Origin of the sequence: Oryzibacter oryziterrae (assembly GCF_021864535.1) — a bacterium.
Lineage (GTDB): Bacteria > Pseudomonadota > Alphaproteobacteria > Rhizobiales > Pleomorphomonadaceae > Pleomorphomonas > Pleomorphomonas oryziterrae.
Map to the genome: position 1 here is coordinate 94,167 of NZ_JAKJIC010000009.1, position 17,662 is coordinate 111,828.

The window sequence follows — 17,662 nt, forward strand, 5'->3', positions numbered from 1 at the left end:
TGAGAGGGCTGGCCAGCCACAGATCGCAGCGTGGATCGGGGCATGTTCACATCTGCGACAAGTCTCACCGGCAATATTGACAATGACAGCACATGAGATCATTGGGGATCTCGCGCCGGCCAAAGCCGCCGCCCCAACCCACTGAAAGACAATGGACAGTCACAGTCGACCTAGTCGCAAACCCGCCGAAGGCGCCGATAGGTAAGCTGTCCCACGGCTTGCCGCTGGTGCCATCGCGCCAAGGACAAGCCCTGATGATCGATAGAAACTCCCCCTGCCCGTCCGCAGGCCCGGCGTTTGCCGAGGCCGTTGGCATCCGTGTCCGCAGCGTTGTCCCGCCGGTTCGAAGACCTGAGTGTTGATCCTTCGCCTCCTGCCGAAATCGTGCGGTCTGCCGAGCTCGTTGAAGCCCGAGGCCGCCAATCGATCACATTCAGTCCGCGAGTTGGCCCATGGTCTTCCACAAGGTTACGCCTGGCGGCGTCGGCCGTCGCCTCGTTCCCAACATCTTTGACGTTGCCGCCCTGGTTCTGGTGACCGGCCTTCTGGTGCTGATCGCCTATGGCGTCGATCAGGCCGATGCCCCACTGGCCACGCTGCCCACCAGGACGATCAGCCTCGATCCCTGGCTGTTGCCGCAATATGCCCTCCGCACCACGTTGCGGATGCTGACGGCCATGGTCTGGTCGCTGGTCTTCACCTTCGTCTATGCAACGCTGGCCGCAAAGAGCCGGCGCGCTGAAATGGTGCTGATCCCGCTGCTGGACGTGCTGCAGTCCGTCCCCATCCTCGGCTTTCTCACCTTCACGGTGGTGTTCTTCATGGGCTTGTTCCCCGGCCGGGTGCTGGGGGCGGAACTGGCCAGCGTTTTCGCCATCTTCACCAGCCAGGCCTGGAACATGACCTTCTCCATGTATCAGTCGCTGCGCAGCCTGCCCAAGGATCTCGAAGAGGTGTCGTCGAGCTTTCACCTGTCCTGGTGGCAGCGCTTCTGGCATCTCGACGTTCCCTTCGCCATGCCCGGACTCGTATGGAACGCCATGATGTCCATGTCCGGCGGCTGGTTCTTCGTGGTGGCGTCCGAGGCCATCACGGTCGGGGACACCTCCGTCGTTCTGCCCGGCATAGGCTCCTATGTGGCCACGGCGATCGACCAGCAGAACCTCGCCGCCATCGGCTGGGCAGTATTGTCGATGCTGGTCATCATCATTGCCTACGATCAGTTGCTGTTCCGCCCGATCGTCGCCTGGGCCGACAAGTTCCGCGTCGAGCAGACGGCGTCGGGCGAAGCGCCAGACTCCTGGGTGCTCGACCTGTTTCGCCGCACCCGTGCCCTGCGGGCCGTGACGCTCTTTGCGTCCAACGGCCTTCGGGCCATCGGCCGGCTGTCCTTGCCTTTGCCGCGCCTGCCGCGCCCTGCACTGCGGCTCGCCCTCCCCGAGCAACTGGTGGATGGGGCCTGGCGGGTGATCCTGGTGGTTGCCACCGTCTGGATTGGCAGCGAGATCGTCCGGTTTGTCGGCGCCAACCTGGGCCTGTCGGACGTGGCGGAAGCCTTCGGCAAGGGGCTTCTCACGCTGTTGCGCGTGTCCGTCCTGATTGCCATCGCCAGCCTCGTCTGGGTTCCCATCGGCGTCTGGGTAGGACTGCGGCCGCGCATCGCCCAAAAGGTGCAGCCGCTGGCTCAGTTCCTGGCCGCCTTCCCGGCGAACATTGCCTTCCCGGCCGCCGTCATGCTGATCGTCCATGCCAAGCTCGATCCGAACATCTGGCTCAGCCCGCTGATGATCCTGGGAACGCAGTGGTACATCCTGTTCAACGTCATCGCCGGCACCACGGCCTTCCCCTCCGACCTCAAGGAAGCCGCCGCCAGCCTGCATCTCAAGGGATGGCGCTGGTGGAAGACCGTGATGCTGCCCGGCGTCTTTCCCTATTACGTCACCGGCGCGATCACCGCATCCGGCGGCTCGTGGAATGCTTCCATCGTCGCGGAAGCTGCAAGCTGGGGCAACCATTCGCTGACGGCCACCGGTCTTGGCTCCTATATCGCCGCTGCCACGGCGGCCGGCGACTTTCCCCGCGTGGTGCTGGGGATTGCCGTCATGTCCATCTTCGTCACCCTGACCAACCGCCTCGTCTGGCGCCCGCTCTACGGCTTTGCCGAGCGCCGGCTGCGCATTTCCTGATCCTCGGGAGGCTCCAATGACTGCCATTCTTTCCCCCGCCGCCCAGACCTCGGCGCCCCTCGTCGAAATCACCGATGTCAGCCGCGTTTTTCCCAAGGCCAATGGCGAGGACCTCACCGTCCTCGAAAAGGTGAACCTGACGATCCGCTCAGGCGAGATCATCGGTCTGCTCGGTCGCTCCGGTTCAGGCAAGTCGACGCTGCTGCGCATTATCGCCGGCCTGTCCGCAACGTCGTCCGGCGCCGCGCTGTTCAAGGGGCAACCGATCTCCGGCCCACCTGAAGGACTTGCCATGGTGTTCCAGTCCTTCGCGCTGTTTCCCTGGCTGACGGTGCTGCAGAACGTCGAGCTCGGCCTTGAAGCGCTCGGCGTCGAGACCGCCGAACGGCGCCGGCGAGCGCTGGCCGCCATCGACCTGATCGGCCTCGACGGCTTCGAGAACGCCTATCCCAAGGAACTGTCGGGCGGCATGCGCCAGCGCGTCGGCTTTGCCCGCGCCCTGGTGGTCCATCCCGACCTGTTGCTCATGGACGAGCCCTTTTCTGCCCTTGATGTGCTGACCGCGGAGACGCTGCGAACCGACATCATCGATCTGTGGATCGAAGGCCGGCTGCCCATGAAATCGGTGCTGATCGTCACGCACAACATCGAGGAGGCGGTGCTGATGTGCGACCGCATTCTGGTGTTTTCGTCCAATCCCGGACGCATCGCCTCGGAGATCCAGGTCGGACTGCCACATCCGCGCAATCGCCTCGACCCGGCCTTCCGCGCTCTGGTCGACAGCATCTACGCCCGGATGACGCAGCGAGACGCCGGCAAGATGGCGATCCCTACCGGCATCCCCGGCACCGGCGTCGGCATGGTGCTGAACCACATCTCGACCAACGAGATGTCCGGTCTCATCGAAGCTCTGGCCGGCGAGCCCTTCCATGGTCGCGCCGACCTGCCCGTCCTGGCCGACAAGCTGCAGATGGAGGCCGACGAGCTGTTCCATCTGGCCGAGGCCTTGCAGCTCTTGCGCTTTGCCAGCCTGAGCGAGGGCGACCTGCTGTTGAGCGACGCCGGCAAGGCCTTCACCGAGATGGGCACCGACGAGCGCAAGACCTTGTTCGCCCAGCACCTACTGGCGCATGTGCCGATCGTCGGCGTCATCCGCCGTGTCCTCGACGAACGGCCCTCGCACGCCGCTCCCGCGGCGCGCTTCCGCCAGGAACTCGAGGACTACATGTCCGAGGACTATGCCGACGAGACCCTCAAGGCCGTCGTCTCCTGGGCCCGCTACGCCGAACTCTTCGCCTATGACGACGCAGCGGAAATGTTCAGCCTCGAAAACCCGCAGTGACAGCGGGGCGGCGGCGCGGACCCTTCAGAGGATCGCGCCGTCGACCACGATCAGCGGCTTGCCCTGTGAGCAGCACTCGATGCGGGCATCGACCTTATAGATATCACGCAGCAGCGCCGGGGTGATAACGTCCTCCGACGGCCCCGCGGCTACCAGCCGGCCATCGGCGATCACCAGCGTACGTTCGCAGTAGCGAAGCGCGTGATTGAGGTCATGCAGGGCGATGACGACTGCCATGTCGTCGCGCCGGGCGAGATCGCGCATCAGGTGCAGCACCTCGATCTGGCGATGCAGATCGAGCGCCGACGTCGGCTCGTCCATCAGCAGGATCTCCGGCCGCCGGGCCAGCGCCTGGGCAATCGACACGAGCTGCCGCTGTCCGCCCGACAGTTCACACAGATTGCGGAAAGCGAGCGGCGTGATGCGCAGCGCCTCCAGGATGCTGTCGATGTGGACGAGATCGCCCTCCTTGACCAGCCAGCTGCCGCCGGAGCGGGAGGCAAGCAGCACCGACTCGTAGACCGTCAGAACGGCATTGGCGCCGGTATCCTGCGGCATGTAGCAGATGGCATCTTCGCCCCGGCGCGGAGCGTCCACAGTAACGGTGCCCGCCCCCTTCACCAGACCGGCGATGCGCTTGAACAGCGTCGACTTGCCGGCCGCGTTGGGGCCGATCAGCGCGGTCAGCGTTCCACCGGTGATCATGTCGACGGAAATGTCGGAGAAGATGGCGCGGCTACCGTAACGGGCGCCGATGGCGTTGAGGGCAAGGGCTACCATGTGCGTCTCCTGTGGGTGAAGATGAGGGCAAAGAAGAAGGGAAGACCAACAAGCGAGGTAATCACGCCGATCGGCAGGATGGCGCCGGGGATGATCATCTTGCTGACCACCGAGGTCGCCGACAGCATCAGCGCACCGCACAGGATCGATCCGGGGAGGAAGAAGCGCTGATCCTCACCGAGCAGCATGCGGGCAATATGCGGGCCGACCAGACCGACGAAGCCGATGGTTCCGACGAAGGACACCGGGATGGCCGCAAGCAGCGACACCAGCAGCAGGACCTCGAGCCGGATGCGCCGGATATCGACACCGAAACTCGCCGCCTTGTCGTCCCCGAGGCGCAGGGCCGTCAGTTGCCAGGCTCTGCGGGCAAGCAGTGGCACCGAAAGGACCAGGACTGCGGCCGTGATCCAAACCTTCGGCCATGTGGCCTTGGTGAGCGATCCCATGGTCCAGAAGACCACGGCGGCCAGCGCCTGTTCGGAGGCGAGATATTCCAGGAGCGACAGCAAGGCATTGAAGGTGAACACCATGGCAATGCCGAGCAGCACGATGGTCTCGGACGTGACACCGCGCAGCGTCGATACGCCGTAGATCAACAGCGACGCCAGCATCGCCATGACGAAGGCGTTCACCGGGATCATGTACTCAACTGCGCCCGGCAGGAGCGCCACGCCCCCCACCAGCCCGAGCGCCGCGCCGAAGCCGGCAGCGGCGGAGACGCCAAGCGTGAACGGGCTGGCGAGTGGGTTGGCGAGAATGGTCTGCATCTCCGCACCTGCCAGTGACAGCGATGCACCGACAGTCAAGGCTATCAGGGCCACCGGCAGTCGGATGTCCCAGATCACCACACGCAGTTGCTCGCCGACCAGATCGGGGGTCCAGAGGGCGGCGACCACCTCGCCAAGGCTGTAGCGGGCCGGGCCAAGCGCCATGTCGAGGGCAACCGACAGGCACAACAGGACCACAAGCACGCAAAGGATCAGGATCCGGCGGGTGGCAAGGGCGCGATAGTGCACGCGCCCCGCTTCGGCCGGAAGGCTACCGGTCACGGCCATCGGCTCACAGCCCCGCGTTCAGGGAGACGAAGTAACCGGGACGATAGGCCACCGGCAGGAAGCGCTCATGCAGCTCGCGGAAGGTGGCATCCGGGTCAAGATCCTTGAAGAGATCGGGATGCAGCCACTTGGCGATCTGCTGAACGGCCACGAATTGATAGGGATTGTTGTAGAACTGGTGCCAGATGGCGTGGACATTGTTGTCCTTGACCGCCTTGATGCCGGTGAAGGCCGGTCGCTGCATCAGTCCGGCGAGCTTTTCCCGTGCCTTGGCCGAATCGGCTCCGGCCCCGAGGCCGACCCACTTGCCGCCGGGCACATAGAGCTCCCAGTTGGCCCCGGTGACGATCACCTGATCGGGGTTGGAGGCGATGATCTGCTCGGGGTTCACCGTGCCGAAGGTGCCGGGGATGATGTCCTTGGCCATGTTGGTGCCACCGGCCAGCTCGACCATCTTGCCGAAATTCTCCGAGCCGAAGGACATGCAGCAATCGTCGGAATAGCCGCCGGCGCGCTCCATGAACACAAGCGGCTTGGCCACTTCCGGATGCTTGGCCAGCACGTCGGTGACGCGCGCCATCTCGGCGGCGCGGAACTTGATGAAATCCTCGGCCCGCTGCTCCTTGCCGTAGAGCTTGCCGATCAGACGCATGGAGGGCTCGGTATTCTCCAGGGCCTTTTCGCGGAAGTCCACATAGACGAGCGGAATGCCGACCTTGGCGAGCTTCTCGATATAGCCGCTTTCCTGCGTCGCCGTCTTGGCGTCGATGTTCATGATGATGACGTCGGGCTTCAGCGTCACGGCCTGCTCGATGTCGAAGGTGCCGTCCTTCATGCCGCCGAAGGTCGGCAGCTTGTCCATCTGGGGAAACTTTTCCAGATACTCGTTGTACCCGTCGAGATCGGCCTTCTTGAAGTCGTCGCGCCAGCCGACGACACGGGCAAAGGGGTTCTCGCTATCGAGGGCTGCGGTGAAATAGATCTGCCGTCCCTCACCGAGAATCACGTGCTGAACGGGCACGTTCACCTCCACTTCGCGACCGGCGATGTCGGTGATCTTGACCTTTTCGGCAAGCGCGGCGCCCGAGAAAAGGGCGAGCATGAGGGTGGCGGCGGAAGCCACCAGCGCTGTGTGACGCATGATTTCCAGTCTCCTGCAATGGATCTTGCACACTCGTAAACTTGAGTATTGCAGTCACCTTATCGGCTATATATTATGAGTTTTGTAGTCAAGAATTATCTTTTGGAACCGTTCCAGAGATCGGATAGGCAGCTGAAAAACATGGAAAATTTGACGCATACGTCCAACTACGACCTGCGCGAGGAGATCAAGGCCTATTGGTCAGAGCGAGCCGCCACCTTCGACAGCCAGCCCGGCCACGAGATCTTTTCGGACACCGAACGCACCGCCTGGCAGAGGCTGCTCCGCCGCCATCTCGGCGACGGCCAAGGACGGCGCGCCCTCGATCTCGCCTCCGGCACCGGCGTCGTCTCCCACCTGCTCGACGACCTCGGCTTTACCGTCACCGGCATGGACTGGGCCGAGCCGATGCTGGATCGCGCCCGCGCCAAGGCGCGCAGCCGTGGCCGCAGCATCCACTTCCTGATGGGTGACGCCGAGCGCACCATGGAACCCGACGACCACTATGACGTGATCACCAACCGCCACCTGGTCTGGACCCTCGTCAACCCCGCAGCCGCCTTTGCCGAATGGTACCGCGTCCTGAAGCCAGGGGGACAGTTGCTCATCGTGGACGGCGACTTTGTCGGCCGGACGCCCTTGCAGCGGCTGGCGGGCTGGATCAGCACCCAGATGGCCCGTTTGGGCTTGTCCAGGAAAGACAATCACGGCCCCGTATCGGCCACCATGGCCGTGACCCATCGCTCGATCCTGTCGCGGGTGCATTTCTCGCAAGGGGCCAGAGCCGATGCCGTCCTGTCGCTCCTCGAAAGGGCCGGCTTCGAACCGGTTGCGCTCGACACCGACTTCCGCGCCATTCACAAGGCGCAGGCGGCCAACTTCGGTTTGCTCAAGAGCCTCGAACGCGCCACGCAGCACCGCTACGCGATCTGCGTCAGAAAGCCTGGTGGATAAGGCATGACATCTGAATTCCAAATGTCTCGGTCGGACCACTGGGAATGTGTGAGCTTGCCTCAGCCACCGCATTGACCTCATCGCCCTCATCGCCTATGAACCCGCCAGCCTGCGGGCGCTTGCCGCGCTCCGCAGCCTTTGGCACGCCCCCGTGCCGGACGCTTCCCGAAGGAGACGCCGATGACCTCCGCCGCCTGGCTTGAGCCCACCCCGACCGCCGTCCTCGTTCTCGCCGACGGCACCGTGATCGAGGGCTTCGGCATCGGCGCCCGAGGCGAGGCGGTGGCGGAAGTCTGCTTCAACACAGCGATGACCGGTTATGAGGAAATCCTCACCGATCCGTCCTACGCCGGCCAGATCGTCACCTTCACCTTCCCGCATATCGGCAATGTCGGCGTCAACGACGAGGACATCGAGACCGTCAACATGGCCGCCGACACCGCCGTCCGCGGCGTGGTGCTGAAGGACGAGGTGACCGATCCCTCCAACTGGCGCGCCGCCAGGCATTTCAACGACTGGCTCGCTGCCCGCGGCATCATCGGCATCACCGGCGTCGACACCCGGGCGCTGACCGTACTGATCCGCGAGAAGGGCATGCCCAACGCGGTGATCGCCCACAATCCCGACGGCGTCTTCGACCTGCCGGCGCTGAAGGCCAAAGCCGCCGCCTGGAGCGGCCTCGTCGGCCTCGACCTGGCCAAGGTGGTGACCGCCGGCCAGAGCTATGGCTGGACCGAGAAGACCTGGACGCTGGACGCCGGCTACACCACGCAGGACGCCCCGAAATACAAGGTCGTCGCCATCGACTTCGGCGTGAAGCGCAACATCCTGCGCCTGCTCGCCGACCAGGGCTGCGACGTCGTCGTGCTGCCGGCCAACGCCACCGCCGACGAGGTCTTCGCCCACAATCCCGACGGCGTCTTCCTCTCCAACGGCCCCGGCGACCCGGCCGCCACCGGCGAGTATTCCGTCGCCACCATCAAGGCAGTGATCGAGGCGGGCATCCCCACCTTCGGCATCTGCCTCGGCCATCAGATGATGGGTCTCGCCGTCGGCGGCACCACCATGAAGATGCACCAGGGTCACCACGGCGCCAACCATCCGGTGAAGGATTTCACCACCGGCAAGGTGGAAATCACCTCCATGAACCACGGCTTCGCCGTCGACCCGGCGAGCCTGCCCGACAACGTCGAACAGACCCACGTCTCGCTCTTCGACAGCTCCAACTGCGGCCTGCGCCTGAAGGACAAGCCGGCCTTCTCGGTGCAATATCACCCCGAAGCCTCGCCCGGCCCGCAGGACAGCCACTATCTCTTCACGCGCTTCGTCAACCTGATCCGCGAGAAGAAGGGCGAGGCCAAGGTAGCCGAGCGGGTGTGAGACGCCCCACCTGAGCTAGCCCCCAAGCCGGATTGATCCCTATGACGCCATGCGTTATAAGGGATCATGATTCATGGCTTTGCCGATCCCGAGGCACGTCTGATTTGGCAGGGCCTGCGCAGCCGCAAGCTGCCGGCCGATATCCAGGTCATTGCCCTGCGCAAGCTCCGCATGCTCAATCAGGCGAGAATCCTGGCCGACCTGCGCGTGCCGCCGGGCAATCGGCTGGAGTTGCTGAAAGGCGACCGAGCCGGCCAGCACTCGATCCGCATCAACGACCAGTGGCGTATCTGCTTCCTCTGGCAAGACGGGGGACCGACCGATGTCGAAATCGTCGACTATCATGACTGAACTCCTGCCAAACCCGACGCCGGGAGACATTCTCGCGGAAGAGTTTCTGACCCCGCTTGGCCTGAGCCAGAACGCCCTCGCCCGCGCCATTCACGTGCCGCCACGGCGCATCAACGAGATCGTGCTTGGCAAGCGCGCCGTGACCGCCGATACCGACCTTCGCCTCGCCCGCTATTTCGGCCTCTCGGAAGGCTTCTTCCTGGGCCTGCAGGCGGACTATGACCTGATGGAACGACGCCGCCAGATTGGCGCCGACCTCGACCGCATCGAACCCCGCGCCGCCTGAACGACGGGTCGAGCCAGCGGCTCAGCCTTCATAAGGTCTGCCTGAACCACCAACAGGCCCTCTCCCCCGTTGCGGGGGTGAGGCTTGCCGAACGCCGAGCAGGCAAGTGACTGCGAGGCCCGCCGAGTGGGAGAGAGGGGTATCACTGCTGACGGCCGCGAAGAATTGCGGTGACTGCTTTTCGAATTCACCTCTGGTGCTTGGGAGGCTCGCACGCGCGGTCAGGGTGAATTCGGACAGCTGTCACCAGGCAATTCGGGGTGGGAGTCCAGGCGAGGACGAATTGCCTGGTGACAGCTAGCCCAATTCATTGAAAGACCTGAGAAATACCGCCACGCACGGCGCGTGAATTGAGCAAGCAGTCACCGGAATTCTGCGCCCACAAACACCGTCACCTCCGCGAGGCCTCGGCCTCCGGAGCTTTGCTTTGATCTTCTTCTCCCCACGAGATGCGGGGACGGGAGCGCGGCGGGGCCGCGGTAAGGTTTGGAGTAGGATAGCGGTCGCCCGCGCTCCCGTCCGGTGTGTACGAAGCCTGTCCGGAAGCTCGCGCCCCCGATTTTAAACGGTACGTCTTCAGGGCTGTCCCGGCTTTGGTCAGCATCCCCGAGGGGACACCTCCCGAACCACCGTCTGCCGCAACACCCGAGAGCGCGCGGGGGAAAGACGGTGGCCCATCGGCCGGAGCCAGGCGGTCCCGGTTACGAAAGGACGGGCTGCGTGACTCATCGCCATCAGTGCCGCCTCCGTCGCTCTGGACCCACCCGACACCCCTATCGCCCACCTGCTTCAGGGCACCTGGTCCTAGTGCCAGGCAGTGGTACCGAGGTCAGGCTCGCCCGGGACTGCCGCCAGTCGGCAGGCGCGGGACCGGTCCCCGACCAGATGCTCGGTGCTGGATCCTGACACCTCCCCGCAGGCCGCGGATGGGGGGATTATGGGGCGGGTTGGTGGGAGGGGGATAAGTTTTTTTGGGGGATGGGAGGCGGAACACGCTGGTGTGGAGACGGCACCAGACACTCCGAGTGCCGTCATGGTCCGCGAAGGCGGACCATCCATGCTGTCAGAGCAAAGATGTAGATGGCCGCTTTGGAGACGGCACACCGTAAGGAAACGGACCTTCGGACTCTATCGCCATGGCTGCGTGGATGGTACGCCTTCGCGTACCATGACAAGCGGAAAGGTGGAGGGGGAGCGGCAGATATAGCGGACGCGAAGAATTGCAGGGTTTGCTTTTCGAACCCACGATTTGCGATTGGGAAGTTGGTACGGGTGATTGGAGCAAAATCGGATATAAGTCACAGAAATTCTGCCAAAGATTGCTTTACCAAGCTACCTCCCAACGCCTCGCCGAACAATTTTCTCAAATGCCAGTGCGCGCATTAGAGAGTTTTCGTCTCCATACAGGGTAAAATCATTTATATTCATCATTGACAGTTCATTCAAAGCTTCTCCTCGGCTTCGATGATCAAGAATTATTTTCTTCATCACTTGCTCTGAGGATGTCAACCTGTCCGCATCTTCATGACTGCAAAAAACCAATTTTTCATCAACCCATTTTCCACAATATGTATATTCACTTTGCTGAGCAAAATGGCGCTTTGGAGCCGTAACGTAGTGCCCCATCCCAACAATCAAAGGATCACCAACCCACCCCCCTCGAGCCTCTCCGTTCCACTCACGAAGCATATAAACGGCCGAATTTCTTTCTGCTTTGGCATTTGAATATGCAAAATAAGCAGCGATATAAAAAGACTGCGTCCAATCTAAAAGAGGGGAGGGGAAACCATGATGACGCGCGTAGCACATCAACTCATAGTGGGGTAAACTTTGCATTCTTCCATGTATTTCAAGGTCAGATAGAATAATTCTATCGAATGTCTTATCTACATACGAGTTTATCGACGGAATAATACTATCAAGAATTTCATAATATGAATAAGCATCAAACAGCCCCTCACCAGACAGGCCCTCACTCCTCAAAAATCGCTCAAGAGATGTATCGAGATCCCAAAGCTCATCTGCTTGCCCCCTAAATAGGGTGCTAGAGAAGTATTCTAAAGGGCCAGCTTCCTTCTTCGTCTTAGTGAATAAATCCAACTCCACCCGAATAAATTCGATATACTCTCTCCATGTAACGGGGCCGACAATTTCCATTTTTACCTTCTCCCCCGCCCCTTCTTCCCCCCGATCGTCCCCGCCGCCGTGCTTGGTGGCGGGCGCTTCGGCAACTCTCCCGGCGAAACCGGCACTTCCGTCCGGCCCACGGTCATCTCGTCGAGCGAGTTCTTCCTGACCCGGCTCGGCGGCAGGTTGCCGGCGCGGCCGTATTTCGGGCCGCCGCCGAAGCTGCCGGCGGAGGCTTCCACGTCGCGCTGGCGGGCCATGGGATCGTCGGAAATGGCCAGTTCCGTGGCCTGCAGGCGCTTGAGTTCGTCGCGCAGGCGGGCGGCTTCCTCGAATTCCAGGTCGGCGGCGGCCTTGCGCATGCGCGCTTCCAGATCCGACATGTAGGCCTTGAGATTGTGGCCGACCATGGCGCCTTCCTCGGCAAGGCCGGTGTCGACGCGCACGTGATCCTGCTCGTAGACCGACGACAGCACGTCGCCGATGGAGCGCTTGACGCTTTCGGGCGTGATGCCGTGCTCGGTGTTGTAGGCCACCTGCTTTTCGCGGCGGCGGTTGGTCTCGGCGATGGCGCGCTCCATCGAGCCGGTCATGTTGTCGGCGTAGAGGATCACCTTGCCGTCCACGTTGCGGGCGGCGCGGCCGATGGTCTGGATCAGCGAGGTTTCCGAGCGCAGGAAGCCTTCCTTGTCGGCGTCGAGAATGGCGACGAGGCCGCATTCGGGGATGTCGAGGCCCTCGCGCAGCAGGTTGATGCCCACCAGCACGTCGAAGGCGCCGAGGCGCAGGTCGCGCAGGATCTCGATGCGCTCCAGCGTGTCGATGTCGCTGTGCATGTAGCGCACGCGCACGCCATGCTCATGCAGATACTCGGTGAGATCCTCGGCCATGCGCTTGGTCAGCACGGTGCAGAGCGTGCGATAGCCGGCGTCGGCAGTGACGCGCACCTCGCCCAGCAGATCGTCGACCTGGGTGCGGGCCGGACGGATCTCCACCGGCGGATCGATGAGGCCGGTGGGGCGGATCACCTGCTCGGCGAACACGCCGCCCGACTGGTCCAGCTCCCAACCGCCCGGGGTCGCCGAGACGCAGACGGTCTGCGGCCGCATGGCATCCCATTCCTCGAAGCGCAGCGGGCGATTGTCCATGCAGGACGGCAGGCGGAAGCCATATTCGGCCAGCGTCGCCTTGCGCCGGAAGTCGCCTTTGTACATGGCGCCGATCTGCGGCACGGTCACATGGCTCTCGTCGATGAAGACGATGGCATTGTCGGGCAGATATTCGAACAGTGTCGGCGGCGGCTCGCCGGGCGCGCGGCCGGTCAGATAGCGCGAGTAATTCTCGATGCCGGCGCAGGAACCGGTCGCCTCCATCATCTCCATGTCGAAGGTGCAGCGCTGCTCGAGCCGCTGCGCCTCCAGCAGGCGGCCGTGATGGTTCAGCTCCTCGAGACGGGCGCGCAGCTCGGTCTTGATGGATTTCACCGCCTGCGCCAGCGTCGGCTTGGGCGTCACATAGTGCGAGTTGGCGTAGACCTTGACGAATTTCAGGTCGGCGGACTTGGTGCCGGTGAGCGGGTCGAACTCGGTGATCGTCTCGATCTCGTCGCCAAACAGCGACAGACGCCAGGCGCGATCCTCCAGGTGCGCGGGGAAGATTTCCACCACATCGCCGCGCACCCGGAAGGAGCCGCGCACAAAGGCCATGTCCTGCCGCTTGTATTGCAGGGCCACCAGATCGGCGAGGAGTTCGCGCTGGTTGATGCGCTGGCCGACCTCGAGGGAAAAGGTCATGGCCGTATAGGTTTCGACCGAGCCGATACCGTAGATGCAGGACACGGAGGCGACGATGATCACGTCGTCGCGCTCCAGCAGCGAGCGGGTGGCCGCATGGCGCATGCGGTCGATCTGCTCGTTGATGGTCGACTCCTTCTCGATATAGGTGTCGGTGCGCGGCACGTAGGCTTCCGGCTGGAAATAGTCGTAGTAGGAGACGAAATATTCCACCGCGTTGTCGGGGAAGAAGCTCTTGAACTCCGAATAGAGCTGGGCCGCCAGGGTCTTGTTGGGGGCGAGGATCAGGGCCGGACGATTGGTGGCGGCGATGATGTTGGCGACCGTGAAGGTCTTGCCCGAGCCGGTGACGCCGAGCAGCACCTGGGTCTGCTCGTCCTGGGAAATCCCGGCCAGCAGATCGGCAATGGCGGTGGGCTGGTCGCCGGCGGGGGTATAGGCCGAATCCAGACGGAAGGGGATGCCCCCCTCCGACTTGGGCGGCCGGTCGGGCCGATGCGGCACCCAGGGCTCGCCATCGTTGAAGATGTCGCGGCCCTTCTGGATCAGCGCCTCCAGCGCCTGGACCGTGGCGGTGACGCCGCCGGTGGGCAGCGCCTCGGCCTCTTCCAGCGACAAGGCCATGCCGGCAACGGGATTGAGGCCGCCGGCGGCGCGCGTCTTCGGATCGGTGGAGCCGCCGATCGAACCGCCGCGCGAGGATTTCTTGGTGGCAAGCTCCGCCGTCTTGCCGCGCTTCTTCGGCGCGGCGGGCGCCGGCGTGCTGACCTTGGTGACGCCCTCCATGTCGGCGCCGGCCACATCCTTCAGCCAGTCGGAGAAGGAGCCGGTCAGCGGCGCCCCCTCGAAAGACGTCTGGGGCGCTTCGGAGAAGCCGGTGACGGGATCGTCGGATGTGGGGGGAGCGGGTTTGCGAGCCATGTCCCTAGTTTCGTCACCCCCGCGCGAAAAGGCAAGCACCGAGGCGGCAGACAGGGCGTCGCTGATGCCATCTGCTGACAGCAATGAAAATGGCCGCTTCGGCGGAGAACCGAAGCGGCCAGTCCTGGGAGTCATCTTGAAGAACGCGTCAGCGGGCCTGACCGATGCACTTGCCGCCCTTCCAGACGCATTGCTGACCGGGGATACCGACAGCACCGCCGCCGCCACCGCCCTGCGTCACGCCGTCGTCGCCACCACCGCCGCCTTGCGGCTTGGAAGGCCTCTGCGGCTTGAAGGGTGCGCCGCCGCCACTGAAGCCGGGCGAGCCGCCGAACACGCCGCCGCCATCGAACTGCGGCTCCGGCCGGGGCTTGTGCGGCCGGGGAGGCGCAGTCACGTCACCGCCGCCGCTGGGACCACCCCAACCCTGCACGACGCCACCGCCGCCACCACCGCCACCGGAGTTGTTGTGGCTCCACGGGCGCTGCTGCGTATAGGGGCAATCATTGTCCCAGCCGCAGGGCGGCATCGCATTGCCCGGCTGCCCCTGATAGACCGGCGGGCGATAGACCGGGGGACGATACACCGGCGGCCGATAGATCGGCGGATTGTACGCCGGCGGCCGATGCGTATACCAGGGACGACCAACGTAATAATTGTCCCAATAGCCGAAGTTGAAGGTGAGGAACGGCACCGTCACACGCGGCCGATAGGGCACGTAGGTCTGCTGGTCGTTATAGAACAGCGACAGGTAGCGCGAGGAAACCCAGCCACGCTCCTGATAATAGCTGACGTCGCACCAGCTATAGCCCTGGAGACAGCCGTAGACCTGCACCTGCGAGCCCGCAGGAAGAACCATGATCGGATAATACTGGGTGCTCGGACCGGTGCGCAGGTTCACATTTCCGGTCACCCAGGCCTGCGAGGCAGCCTCTGCGGCGACGGGAACAGTCGCCAGCCCCAGGGCAACAGCCGCAACCCGCCAAATCGTGTTGAACATCTCGATCCTCCTGCCCACGTGATCGGACGGGGCACTTTGCGATGAATGGCATATTGGCACGATCGGCCTGATCCCAAGCTGAATTCGCCGTTCATCCACCGTTCATCTTGTCTGTTTCCCTGTTTACACCAGAAACATGTCCGGATGCAGGCAACGCCACAGTACGAAATTTTATCAATTGATCAAATTTCAACACCATGACGACGGCCATGTCTTGAATTCGTCACCAAATGGGCCTTCACTCCGCGAACGTCGCTGAAAGGGAGACTCACGATGTCCAAGTCCATTCCCACCCGCCGAACCATTCTGAAGGGAACGGTGGCGGCCGCCACGCTGTTCGCCTTTGCGCCGCTGCTGCGCGCCGCCGATCTCGGTCTTACGGTCCGTTTGATGGCAACCAGCGACCTGCACGTGAACATTTTCCCCTACGACTATTATCGCGACAAGGCCGACGATACGGTCGGTCTTTCCAAGACCGCGGCCCTGATCGCCGCCGCGCGCGCCGAAGCCAAGAACGCCATCCTGTTCGATAACGGCGACCTCATTCAGGGCAGCCCGCTCGGCGACTATGTCGCCTACGAGAAGGGCCTGAAGGATGGTGAGATCCACCCGATCGTCGCCGCCATGAACGAGCTCGGCTATCTCTGCGGCACGCTCGGCAACCACGAGTTCAACTATGGCCTCGACTTCCTCGGCCACGCGCTGAAGGGCCAGAACTTCCCCTCGGTCTGCGCCAACGCCATCAAGGCCGACGGCACGACGCTGGTGGAGCCGACCCGCGTCTTCAAGACCACCATCCTCGATGACGCCGGCATCAAGCACACGCTGAAGATCGGCGTGATCGGCTTCGTGCCGCCGCAGATCGTCCAGTGGGACAAGGACAATCTCGCCGGCAAGGTGACGACCATCGACATCGTCGACGCCGCCAACAAGTATCTGCCGGAACTGCGCGAGAAGTCCGACATCGTCGTTGCGCTCTGCCATTCGGGCATCGCCGGTGGCGAACGCGTCGGCGGCGAGGAAAATGCCGCGCTGCATCTGTCCAAGGTGCCGGGCATCGACGCCATCTTCACCGGCCACCAGCATCTGGTGTTCCCGGGCAAGGACTTCGCCACCATCGAAGGCGCCGACCTCGAGAAGGGTACGCTCAACGGCGTTCCCACGGTGATGCCCGGCTTCTGGGGCAGCCATCTCGCCGTGATCGACCTCAACCTCGTCCGTGAGAACGGCAAGTGGCGCCCGGTGGGCTTCAATGTCGAGGCGCGTCCCATCTACGAGCGCACCCCCGACAAGAAGATCGTCTCGCTGGTCGACCCGGTGCCGGCGGTTCTGGCTGCCGTGCAGAAGGACCACGACGCCACGCTCGATTATGTACGCCGCCCCGTCGGCGAGACGTCCGCGCCCATCTCCAGCTATTGGGCGCTGGTCGCCGACGATCCGTCGGTGCAGATCGTCAGCCAGGCGCAGCTCTGGTATGGCGCCCAGCAGGCCAAGGCCGCCGGCCTTCCGGACCTGCCGATGCTCTCGGCAGCCGCGCCCTTCAAGTCGGGCGGACGCTCGGGCCCGGACTATTACACCTTCGTGCCCAAGGGCCCGATCGCCATCAAGAATGTGGCGGACATCTACCTCTATCCGAATACCATCCGCATCGTGAAGGTCACCGGCGCCCAGCTCAAGGACTGGCTGGAACGCTCGGCCGGCATCTTCAACCGCATCGATCCGGCCAAGACCGACGAACAGCCGCTGATCGACCAGACCTTCCCGGCCTATAATTTCGACGTGATGGACGGCGTCACCTACAAGATCGACGTGACGCAGCCGAGCAAGTTCGACAAGGACGGCAACCTGCTGGACGCCACCGCCAACCGCATCAAGGATCTCGCCTATCAGGGCAAGCCGGTCGATGCGGCGCAGGAGTTCCTGGTGGTGACCAACAACTACCGCGCCGGTGGCGGCGGCAAGTTCCCGGGCGCTGACGGCACCACCGTCGTCTTCCAGGGACCGGACACCAACCGCGACGTCATCGTCCGCTACATCATCGCCAACAAGACCATCAACCCGGCGGCCGACGGCAACTGGTCGCTGGCGCCGCTGCCGAAGACCGTCAACATCACCTTCCCCTGCTCGCCCAACGCCACGCTGGAAACCGTGCCGGCTGGTGTGAAGGTGGAAAAGGACGGCGACGCCGCTGACGGCTTCGGCAAGTACAAGCTGATCCAGTCCTGATCGCGGGACGTCCATCCTGAGCATGCGCCGGCCCGACTGACGTCGGGCCGGCGTTTTCACATCCGGCGCGATGCGGCAAGACGATCCGGCGAGCTTGTCTGACGTGGTGAAGGGTGC

At 63.4% G+C, this 17,662-nt stretch carries 13 protein-coding genes; 7 read left to right on the forward strand and 6 right to left on the reverse strand.

Annotation, left to right across the window (positions count from 1 at the left end; translation table 11 throughout):
* The first annotated feature begins 452 nt into the window (after positions 1-452).
* The gene (locus tag L2I41_RS11400) at positions 453-2,186 is read left to right on the forward strand and encodes an ABC transporter permease (protein WP_237153675.1); all 1,734 of its coding nucleotides are present in this window, start codon (positions 453-455) and stop codon (positions 2,184-2,186) included.
* 16 nt (positions 2,187-2,202) lie between these two features.
* Positions 2,203-3,528 (forward strand): ABC transporter ATP-binding protein, encoded by a 1,326-nt coding sequence (locus tag L2I41_RS11405; RefSeq protein ID WP_237153676.1) that lies wholly within the window; start codon positions 2,203-2,205, stop codon positions 3,526-3,528.
* A 24-nt stretch (positions 3,529-3,552) separates the two neighbouring features.
* Here L2I41_RS11405 and L2I41_RS11410 read toward each other — a convergent pair whose 3' ends face one another.
* From L2I41_RS11410 to L2I41_RS11420, 3 genes are read right to left on the reverse strand one after another with little or no spacing between them, the layout of a single operon-like run.
* On the reverse strand, positions 3,553-4,308 hold the full coding sequence (locus tag L2I41_RS11410; RefSeq protein ID WP_237153677.1) for an ABC transporter ATP-binding protein: 756 nt from the start codon (positions 4,306-4,308) through the stop codon (positions 3,553-3,555).
* Positions 4,302-5,366, reverse strand: coding sequence for a FecCD family ABC transporter permease (locus tag L2I41_RS11415; protein WP_237153678.1), 1,065 nt, complete (start codon positions 5,364-5,366; stop codon positions 4,302-4,304). The genes L2I41_RS11410 and L2I41_RS11415 overlap by 7 nt, the downstream gene beginning before the upstream one ends.
* 4 nt (positions 5,367-5,370) lie before the next feature.
* A complete protein-coding gene (locus L2I41_RS11420; RefSeq protein ID WP_237153679.1) occupies positions 5,371-6,507 on the reverse strand; it encodes an ABC transporter substrate-binding protein in 1,137 nt (378 codons plus the stop codon).
* A 141-nt stretch (positions 6,508-6,648) separates the two neighbouring features.
* On the opposite strand from L2I41_RS11420, the gene L2I41_RS11425 reads away from it, so the two are divergent.
* The 4 genes from L2I41_RS11425 to L2I41_RS11440 all read left to right on the forward strand — a co-directional run bounded on the left by L2I41_RS11425 (position 6,649) and on the right by L2I41_RS11440 (position 9,478).
* A complete protein-coding gene (locus L2I41_RS11425; protein WP_237153680.1) occupies positions 6,649-7,461 on the forward strand; it encodes a class I SAM-dependent methyltransferase in 813 nt (270 codons plus the stop codon).
* 180 nt (positions 7,462-7,641) lie between these two features.
* Positions 7,642-8,841 (forward strand): glutamine-hydrolyzing carbamoyl-phosphate synthase small subunit, encoded by a 1,200-nt coding sequence (gene carA / locus L2I41_RS11430; RefSeq protein WP_237153681.1) that lies wholly within the window; start codon positions 7,642-7,644, stop codon positions 8,839-8,841.
* 66 nt (positions 8,842-8,907) lie between these two features.
* Positions 8,908-9,192: a type II toxin-antitoxin system RelE/ParE family toxin gene (locus L2I41_RS11435; protein ID WP_237153682.1), complete on the forward strand. Its 285-nt coding sequence runs from the start codon at positions 8,908-8,910 to the stop codon at positions 9,190-9,192.
* Entirely contained in the window at positions 9,164-9,478 is a 315-nt protein-coding gene (locus L2I41_RS11440) for a HigA family addiction module antitoxin (protein WP_237153683.1), read from the forward strand. The genes L2I41_RS11435 and L2I41_RS11440 overlap by 29 nt, the downstream gene beginning before the upstream one ends.
* Before the next feature lie 1,332 nt (positions 9,479-10,810).
* On the opposite strand, the gene L2I41_RS11445 is transcribed toward L2I41_RS11440, so the two are convergent.
* The 3 genes from L2I41_RS11445 to L2I41_RS21475 all read right to left on the reverse strand — a co-directional run bounded on the left by L2I41_RS11445 (position 10,811) and on the right by L2I41_RS21475 (position 15,319).
* A complete protein-coding gene (locus tag L2I41_RS11445) occupies positions 10,811-11,635 on the reverse strand; it encodes an FRG domain-containing protein (protein WP_237153684.1) in 825 nt (274 codons plus the stop codon).
* A 2-nt stretch (positions 11,636-11,637) separates the two neighbouring features.
* The gene (gene uvrB, locus L2I41_RS11450) at positions 11,638-14,319 is read right to left on the reverse strand and encodes an excinuclease ABC subunit UvrB (protein WP_237153685.1); all 2,682 of its coding nucleotides are present in this window, start codon (positions 14,317-14,319) and stop codon (positions 11,638-11,640) included.
* 148 nt (positions 14,320-14,467) lie between these two features.
* Positions 14,468-15,319 carry an SH3 domain-containing protein gene (locus tag L2I41_RS21475; protein WP_255720171.1) on the reverse strand — a complete coding sequence of 284 codons (852 nt, stop codon included), beginning with the start codon at positions 15,317-15,319 and terminating at the stop codon, positions 14,468-14,470.
* 273 nt (positions 15,320-15,592) lie between these two features.
* Between L2I41_RS21475 and L2I41_RS11465 the strand changes: the two genes are divergently transcribed.
* A complete protein-coding gene (locus L2I41_RS11465) occupies positions 15,593-17,545 on the forward strand; it encodes a bifunctional 2',3'-cyclic-nucleotide 2'-phosphodiesterase/3'-nucleotidase (protein WP_237153686.1) in 1,953 nt (650 codons plus the stop codon).
* Positions 17,546-17,662 lie beyond the last annotated feature (117 nt).

Coding starts and splice junctions, on each gene's coding strand:
- L2I41_RS11440 (WP_237153683.1), top strand. CDS start 9,164: ATGTCGAAATCGTCGACTATCATGACTGAACTCCTGCCAAACCCGACG.
- L2I41_RS11415 (WP_237153678.1), bottom strand. CDS start 5,366: ATGGCCGTGACCGGTAGCCTTCCGGCCGAAGCGGGGCGCGTGCACTAT.
- L2I41_RS21475 (WP_255720171.1), bottom strand. CDS start 15,319: ATGTTCAACACGATTTGGCGGGTTGCGGCTGTTGCCCTGGGGCTGGCG.
- L2I41_RS11465 (WP_237153686.1), top strand. CDS start 15,593: ATGTCCAAGTCCATTCCCACCCGCCGAACCATTCTGAAGGGAACGGTG.
- carA (WP_237153681.1), top strand. CDS start 7,642: ATGACCTCCGCCGCCTGGCTTGAGCCCACCCCGACCGCCGTCCTCGTT.
- uvrB (WP_237153685.1), bottom strand. CDS start 14,319: ATGGCTCGCAAACCCGCTCCCCCCACATCCGACGATCCCGTCACCGGC.
- L2I41_RS11400 (WP_237153675.1), top strand. CDS start 453: ATGGTCTTCCACAAGGTTACGCCTGGCGGCGTCGGCCGTCGCCTCGTT.
- L2I41_RS11445 (WP_237153684.1), bottom strand. CDS start 11,635: ATGGAAATTGTCGGCCCCGTTACATGGAGAGAGTATATCGAATTTATT.
- L2I41_RS11425 (WP_237153680.1), top strand. CDS start 6,649: ATGGAAAATTTGACGCATACGTCCAACTACGACCTGCGCGAGGAGATC.
- L2I41_RS11420 (WP_237153679.1), bottom strand. CDS start 6,507: ATGCGTCACACAGCGCTGGTGGCTTCCGCCGCCACCCTCATGCTCGCC.
- L2I41_RS11405 (WP_237153676.1), top strand. CDS start 2,203: ATGACTGCCATTCTTTCCCCCGCCGCCCAGACCTCGGCGCCCCTCGTC.
- L2I41_RS11435 (WP_237153682.1), top strand. CDS start 8,908: ATGATTCATGGCTTTGCCGATCCCGAGGCACGTCTGATTTGGCAGGGC.
- L2I41_RS11410 (WP_237153677.1), bottom strand. CDS start 4,308: ATGGTAGCCCTTGCCCTCAACGCCATCGGCGCCCGTTACGGTAGCCGC.